This window comes from Dactylosporangium sp. NPDC051485 (assembly GCF_040682015.1).
Classification (GTDB): Bacteria; Actinomycetota; Actinomycetes; order Mycobacteriales; family Micromonosporaceae; genus Dactylosporangium.
In genome coordinates this window covers 1-6372 of the sequence record NZ_JBFAZW010000214.1, presented here as the reverse complement: position 1 = coordinate 6372, position 6372 = coordinate 1, and the positions used below count along the sequence as shown (strand labels likewise).

The following is a 6372-nucleotide window of genomic DNA, read 5'->3' as shown; positions in this document are numbered from 1 at the left end:
GCTGTCAGTAGCCGATCGCGGTGGCCGCGACCGAGCGGAGTTCGGCGGCGGCTGGCGCGGGCACGTACAGGTCGGCGAGGTTGCGGGGCGACTCGCGGAACAGGATGCCGTACAGCGTGACCGCGTCCAGGTAGATCGCCGCGTCGCTGGGGTGCTTGCCGTCGGGGGCGATGAGGTACGACGCGCCCCTGCCGGCGATGACGGTCTCGAACTCGTCGCCGATCGGGGCGAGCAGGTTCGGGGTGGGGAGGGCGGCCGACAGGGCCGCGTAGTTGGCGTCGATGGCGCGCTTCGCGGCGGCGCGGGACGGGAACGGGGCCGGGTCGGCCAGCGCCCAGTTCTTGAACAGCACCACCCGGCCGCCCGGCTTGAGCGCGCGCCCAAGGCTGGGGGCGTACACGTTGAGCAGCGTGTCCCTCGCCGCCGCCGGGTTCGTGGCGACCAGTGTGCTGTACTCCTGCAGCACGATGAAGTCGTACCGCTTCTCGCCCCCGAGTGCCGTCGTGACCAGCCCGTCGTTCCAGGTCTGGCGCAGCGTGTAGCCGGAGTGGATGACCTCGGTGACGTTGAGCGTGCGCCCCGCGGCAGTGGCAAGGTGTCGCACCAGGTTGGGGGTGTCCTCGCCGGAGCCCTGGTTGATGGTGCCGAGCAGGCTGTTGCCGACGAACAGCACGTCGAGCGCCGGCGCGGCGCCGGCCGTGGCCGTGACCGCGGAGCGCACCGCCGGAGCGCCCGCGGACATCCCGGGGCCGGCCCAGGGCAACAGCCCGGCGGCGAGCACGGCGCCGATGATTCGGTGACGGTACGACATGAAGCGGTGACTCCCGGGCAGGCCAACGGCTCGTGCTGGCCAAGGGTTGTCACCCCGGCGGCCCCTGTCAACGTACGAATGGCGGCCACGGTGGCACGTTTCGGGGATCAATCGTGCCCGCCGCGCCCGTACCGTTCTTACCAACGACGACGACACCCCTGGGAGACACCACATGAGCGACATGGACACCGGCTTCGACGGCGGCCACGGCGACGTGGACTACGGTCACTTCTCGACGGGCCAGGAGCACGGCGCGCTGGACCAGCTGCACCAGGCCAACGGGTCGGAGGCCGACTACCACAACCAGTTCGGCGTGTACGAGGCCGACCACCACGCGAACGAGTCGACCGCCTTCCAGCACGGCACGCACGTCGCGTTCGACCAGGGTCCGGCGGTGCACTACGAGGCCGACGAGTACACCAACTACAGCCACGACGCCAGCGTCGACGACCACGTGTTCGCCGCCGAGGGCAGCGAGGACGCCCACCAGGCCCAGTTCGGCGAGCTCGACGCCCTCTCGCAGCGTTTCGACAACTCGTTCGCGCAGGGCACCGAGTTCCACGGCGGCAGCGGCGCCGGCGGCTTCGGCGTGGCCTCCCACTAAGCGTCTTGCAACAACAAGCGGCCGGGCAGATGCCCGGCCGTTTTGCTGTTCGGCGGCCGACGGTGGGTCATGCCCCAAGCGTCAGCGGCTGTAGAACTCCACGATCAGCTGCTCGTCGCACAGGACCGGGATCTCCTGGCGCAGGGGGAGGCGGATCAGCCGGGTGCGCAGGCCGGGCAGGTCGGTGTCGAGGTAGGGAGCCGTGCGCTCGCCGGCGTGGGCGCCCGCCGCGGCGATCTGGAAGGGCGTCTTGGGGCGGCTGCGCTCGGCGATCTCGATGACGTCGCCGGGGCGGAGGCGGGCCGACGGGCGGTCGACGCGCTTGCCGTTGACGTTGACGTGCTGGTGGGTGACGACCTGCCGGGCCTGGTAGATGGTGCGCGCGAACCCCGCCCGCAGGACCAGGGCGTCCAGGCGCGTCTCCAGGTCGGCGATGAGCTCCTCGCCGGTCTTGCCGGGGCGGCGCACCGCCCGGTCGAAGGCCGCCCGCAGCTGGCTCTCGCGGATGTTGTACTGCGCCTTGAGCCGCTGCTTCTCCAGCAGGCGGACCTTGTAGTCGCTCACCTTCGGGCGGGCGCGGCCGTGCTGGCCCGGCGGGAAGGGGCGGCGCTCGAAGTACTTGACGTCCTTCGGGGTCAGCGGGATGCCCAGCGCGCGGGAGCGGCGGACCTTGGGGCGTGACTGGTTCACGAGACTCCTTTCTACTAAGGTAAGCCTAACCTTAGGAGGTCGGATGTCAAAGCTCCCCACCCCGGCCGAGCGGCTGCGCTCGTTGCTGGCCGCGGCCGGCTCGCTCACCCTGCACGTGCCCGGGCGCCGGTGCGACCTGGTCGGCGCCCACCGGGTCGAGGCCGGTCGCATCCTTCTCCAGGCCCCGGATTCGGTACTTCTCGAGCCAGACTGCGCCGCCGTGCTGGAGCTCACCGACGTCGTGCCGACCCCGGTCCGCTCGCGGGTGCGCGCCCGCGCGACGTTCGGCGGCTGGCTCACCGCGGTCGGCGGCGCGCCTGGTCCGGGTCGATCGGGGCGTGGCCTCATCGAGCCGGACGGGATGGAGTTGGCGCTCGAGCTCGTCGAGGCGACGCTGCAGGACCCGGCGTACGGGCGGGACCGCGAGATCTCCGTGGACCCCGACGCCTTCGCCGCCGCGGTCCCCGACCCGCTGGCCGAGGCCGAGGCCGACCTGCTGTGCCACCTCGTCGCGGAGCACCCGGACGCGGTCGAGCGGCTGTCGCGGCTCATCCCGCCGCACCACCTGCACGGCGTGCGCCGCATCCTGCCCGTCCGGCTCGACCGCTACGGCGTGGTCCTGCGGCTGGAGTTCGCCGGGCGGGCTCGGGACGTACGACTGCCGTTCCTGGCTCCTCTGCACCGTGCGGAGGAGGCCGGCGACAAGATGCAGGAGCTGTATGCCAGGGCCCGGTGCTGCCACGGCGGGCACTGACAAAAGGGAAAGGCCGCCGCCCGACTGACCCATCGGGCGGCGGCCCTGACTACCGGCGGGATCTAGCAGGCGCCGTTGTCCGTCCAGACGCCCTGCGAGTTGTTGCCCGGGATGTCGCCCTGGGTCCACCACTTGGCGGTCCACTTGTGGCCGCCGTAGGAAACCGTCGCCCCGCCGTTGTAGGCGGTCGAGGAGGACCAGGCCGGCGGGCAGGTCGGCGGCTGGGTGGTGCCGGTGCCGCCGCAGGTGCCCTGGTCGACCCAGACGCCGGCCGAGCCGGGGGTTTCGCCCTGGGTCCACCACTGGGCCTTCCAGGTGTGGCCGTTGTACGACACCAGCGCGCCGCCCGTGTAGGCCGTCGACGAGGACCACGGCGGGGCGCTGCAGGCGCCGGTCGACGGGGTCGGCGAACTCGAGGTCGGCGGGATGCTGGTGGGCGGGGTGGCGCCGGCGAAGCGGGCCGTGTACTTCGTGAACTCCCACGCGGTCTGCGGCACGCTGCTGCAGGTGCCCGACGTGGTGCTCTGGTTCGGGTCGGCGCACTGGCGGTCGCGGTTGACCGACCAGTACGTGTACCGGGCCAGCTGGTGGCCGGTCGCGTAGTCGAGCACGGTCTGGAAGTCGGCCTGGCGGAAGTACTCGCCGGCGTCGCTGCGGCCGTTCATCATCGACACGCCCTCGTGGGCGTACGCGGTGGCGCTGTCCCAGCCGAACGTGTTCATGAGGATGCCGTGGAAGGCCTCCAGCGCGCTGGTCTGCGCCGACGCGCCGTTGAATCCGCCGTCGAACGGCATGATCGAGAAGTTGTTCGGGGTGAAGCCGAGGCTCTTGGCGTCGTTGAGCATCTGCTGGCCGAACCAGCCGGTCCCGGCCGCGGTGCCGGCCGTGGTCACCGAGACGTACAGCCCGGGGTTGTTCTGCTGCAGGATCTGCGCGGCGCCGAGCTCGTTGTGCACGGCCGCGGCGTTCTCGTACTCCGGCTCCTCGAGGTCGAAGTCGATCGCCTTGAGCCCGTACTTGGTGACGACCTGCTGATAGGCGGCGGCGGTGGCGGCCGGCGTGCCACAGGTCTGGCCGAGCTTGGTGCCGCCGTAGCCGCCGATCGACACGCTCACGTCGCCACCGTTGGCGCGGATGCGCGAGATCAGGTTGGCCGCGTCGGTGTCGGCGGAGACGGCCCGGGTGCCGTCCCAGGTCGGGGTGCACCCGCCCCCGTTGGGGGCCAGGATGAACGCGAGCTGGAAGGCCTTCTGGCCGGTCGCGTTCATGACCTCGATGGCGTCCGGCGGGCTGTTGTCGAACGGCATCAGGTACGGCGCCGAGGCGTACCAGTTGCTGGTGAGTGCGGCGCTGGCGGACTGAGCGTTGATCACGCCGAGAGTCGTCGCGCCCAGGGTGGCGGCGGCGGTCAGCGCGAGGGGGATCAGGGTTTTGCGTTGCATGGACCCCTCCATGAACACGTGCGGACGTGACGCTAACTGTTAACAAAGTTAAGCGTTGCGGGAAAAGTACATCTTCGTCGATGTATCCGCAAGTGTTCTTAAGGCGCCGTTCAGTCAGTGGCCACGGTGACGGGCCTTCGCTTTGGCCCGGCGCTCCTCGGCCTCGGCCGCGCGCCGCTCCCGGCCGGCCCGCCGCCCCTCGTCCCTGCGCTGCCGCAGGTCGTCCGGCAGCGCGGCCGCGGCGTCGTCGCTCGGCGCGGCCGGCGTGGGCTTGTCCCGGGATGTGCGCGGGGCACCGGCCGGCAGTGGCGCGGCCCGGTCGGCCCGGGAGCCTTACGCCCTTCCGCGGGCCAGCGCATCGACGCGGCGCAGCGCGTCCGGGAGCCGGAACTCGCCGCGCATCCGGCGCACGTAGTCGGCCGCGGTGGCCACGGGCAGCCCGGCGGCGGTGACGTAGAGGGGCTTGTCCGACCCGCCGCGGCGGATCTCGGCGGCGTGGGTCGCGGTCCGGAAGGCGGTCTTGGCCACGCCGATCACGGGCAGGCCGAAGTCGGCGTGCGCCCGCGCGCCGAGGCCGGGGCGGCCGTCGGGGTCGAGGTCGACGTACCCGTCGACGACGAGCAATTCGACCGGCTCCACGCCGGCCAGCACGGCCCGGATCGCCGGGAGTTCGCGCTTGTAGAAGCTTCCCGGCTCGTACGGCGCCACCTCCGCCAGCCGGCACACGTGCTCCTGCACGATCTCGTCGAAGGTCGGCGCCGCGCCGACGACGAGGGCCGCCCGCGCGCCGCCGGTGTCGAAATACTGCACGTCGACGGCCCCGGTGCGAGTCATCCGACGAAGATAGCCGCTGGCCCGGGCCTCGGCGTGGCTCAGGGCAGTGCGGGGCGGCGCGGGGGCGGCGTGGGGCTCGGGCCAACCGGGTCGCCTGCTTCTTGTCCTCGGCGAGCGCCTCGGCGCGCTCCCGGGCGGCGCGGGGCTCAGGCCACCCGGGTTGCCTGCTTCTTGTCCTCGGCCACCGTCTCGGCCAGCGCGCTGAGGTCGAGCCCGAGCACCCGGGCCAGCGCGGCAACGGTGAAGAACGCGGGCGTGGCGATCGCCCCGCGCTCGATCTTGCGCAGCGTGTCGAGCGAGATCCCGGCCTCGAACGCCACGGCGGCCGCGCTGCGCCCCCCGCGCGCCTGCTGCAACACGCGCCCCAGCACCAGCCCTCGGTGCCGCTCGTCATCGGTCAGCGGGTTCCGAACCATGTGGACGATGATAATCCTGGTATTAGAATATCCGCATGGTGGTGTTGAAGAGCGCGTCAGAACTGGCAACCATGCGCGAGGCCGGCCGCGTCGTCGCGCAGACCCTGAAGGCCGTGAGCGAGGCCGCGGCCCCGGGCGTGACCCTGCTGGAGCTGGACGACCTGGCCCGCCAGATGCTCACCGAGAAGGGCGCGAAGAGCTCCTTCCTGCACTACCACCCGGCCTTCGCCCCCATCCCGTACCCCGCGGTCCTGTGCCTCTCGGTCAACGACGCCATCGTCCACGGTATCCCGGACGCCCGCCCCCTCGCCGAGGGCGATCTGCTGTCCATCGACTTCGGCGCCCACGTGGAGGGCTACCACGGCGACTCCGCCGTCACCGTGGGCATCGGCACCATCGACGACGGTGCCCAGCGCCTCTCGGACACCTGCCGGGCCGGGCTGGACGCCGGCATCGCCGCCGCCCAGCCCGGCGCCCGCCTGGGCGACATCTCCCACGCGGTCCAGGCGGTGTGCCGGGCCGCCGGCTACGGCATGCCGGCGGGCTACGGCGGCCACGGCGTGGGCACCGCGATGCACGAGGACCCGCACGTGCCGAACGAGGGCAAAGCGGGCCGCGGCCTCACCCTGCGCCCCGGCCTGGTCCTGGCCATCGAGCCGATGGTGGTGGAGAGCGGCTCCGACCGCCACCGCCTCCTGCTCGACGGCTGGACGGTGTCCACGGTGGACGGCTCCCGCGCCGCGCACTGGGAACACACGGTGGCCATCACCGAATCCGGCCCGGAGATCCTGACCGCGCTCTGATCGCCGCCCCGGACAAGT

General features: G+C 72.1%; 8 protein-coding genes. 3 read left to right on the top strand and 5 right to left on the bottom strand.

Translation table 11 applies throughout. The annotated features are described in order from the left end of the window. Positions 1-4: 4 nt before the first annotated feature. A complete protein-coding gene (locus tag AB0M46_RS50640; protein ID WP_363348826.1) occupies positions 5-811 on the bottom strand; it encodes a hypothetical protein in 807 nt (268 codons plus the stop codon). Positions 812-983: 172 nt separating this feature from the next. Here AB0M46_RS50640 and AB0M46_RS50635 point away from each other — a divergent pair, with 172 nt between their 5' ends. Then, entirely contained in the window at positions 984-1415 is a 432-nt protein-coding gene (locus AB0M46_RS50635; protein WP_363348824.1) for a hypothetical protein, read from the top strand. An 81-nt stretch (positions 1416-1496) separates the two neighbouring features. Here AB0M46_RS50635 and rpsD read toward each other — a convergent pair whose 3' ends face one another. After that, positions 1497-2105: a 30S ribosomal protein S4 gene (gene rpsD, locus AB0M46_RS50630; protein WP_363348822.1), complete on the bottom strand. Its 609-nt coding sequence runs from the start codon at positions 2103-2105 to the stop codon at positions 1497-1499. 43 nt (positions 2106-2148) lie between these two features. On the opposite strand from rpsD, the gene AB0M46_RS50625 reads away from it, so the two are divergent. Beyond that, positions 2149-2859, top strand: a complete 711-nt coding sequence (locus tag AB0M46_RS50625) for a DUF2470 domain-containing protein (RefSeq protein WP_363348820.1) — start codon at positions 2149-2151, stop codon at positions 2857-2859. Positions 2860-2921: 62 nt separating this feature from the next. Here the strand turns inward: AB0M46_RS50625 and AB0M46_RS50620 are convergent, their stop codons facing one another. The 3 genes from AB0M46_RS50620 to AB0M46_RS50610 form a co-directional block, all read right to left on the bottom strand. Beyond that, positions 2922-4301 carry a carbohydrate-binding protein gene (locus tag AB0M46_RS50620; RefSeq protein WP_363348818.1) on the bottom strand — a complete coding sequence of 460 codons (1380 nt, stop codon included), beginning with the start codon at positions 4299-4301 and terminating at the stop codon, positions 2922-2924. A gap of 333 nt (positions 4302-4634) precedes the next feature. Continuing rightward, positions 4635-5135: an endonuclease V gene (locus AB0M46_RS50615; RefSeq protein WP_363348816.1), complete on the bottom strand. Its 501-nt coding sequence runs from the start codon at positions 5133-5135 to the stop codon at positions 4635-4637. 146 nt (positions 5136-5281) lie between these two features. Beyond that, positions 5282-5551 (bottom strand): helix-turn-helix transcriptional regulator, encoded by a 270-nt coding sequence (locus AB0M46_RS50610; RefSeq protein WP_363348814.1) that lies wholly within the window; start codon positions 5549-5551, stop codon positions 5282-5284. 35 nt (positions 5552-5586) lie between these two features. On the opposite strand from AB0M46_RS50610, the gene map reads away from it, so the two are divergent. Further along, complete coding sequence (gene map / locus AB0M46_RS50605; protein ID WP_363348812.1) at positions 5587-6354, top strand: type I methionyl aminopeptidase; 768 nt, start codon at positions 5587-5589, stop codon at positions 6352-6354. Positions 6355-6372: the final 18 nt, after the last annotated feature.

What these genes read in the sequence shown, in the direction of transcription:
- AB0M46_RS50640 (WP_363348826.1), bottom strand. Translation starts at nt 811, where the DNA reads ATGTCGTACCGTCACCGAATCATCGGCGCCGTGCTCGCCGCCGGGCTG.
- AB0M46_RS50635 (WP_363348824.1), top strand. Translation starts at nt 984, where the DNA reads ATGAGCGACATGGACACCGGCTTCGACGGCGGCCACGGCGACGTGGAC.
- AB0M46_RS50625 (WP_363348820.1), top strand. Translation starts at nt 2,149, where the DNA reads ATGTCAAAGCTCCCCACCCCGGCCGAGCGGCTGCGCTCGTTGCTGGCC.
- AB0M46_RS50620 (WP_363348818.1), bottom strand. Translation starts at nt 4,301, where the DNA reads ATGCAACGCAAAACCCTGATCCCCCTCGCGCTGACCGCCGCCGCCACC.
- AB0M46_RS50615 (WP_363348816.1), bottom strand. Translation starts at nt 5,135, where the DNA reads ATGACTCGCACCGGGGCCGTCGACGTGCAGTATTTCGACACCGGCGGC.
- AB0M46_RS50610 (WP_363348814.1), bottom strand. Translation starts at nt 5,551, where the DNA reads ATGGTTCGGAACCCGCTGACCGATGACGAGCGGCACCGAGGGCTGGTG.
- map (WP_363348812.1), top strand. Translation starts at nt 5,587, where the DNA reads ATGGTGGTGTTGAAGAGCGCGTCAGAACTGGCAACCATGCGCGAGGCC.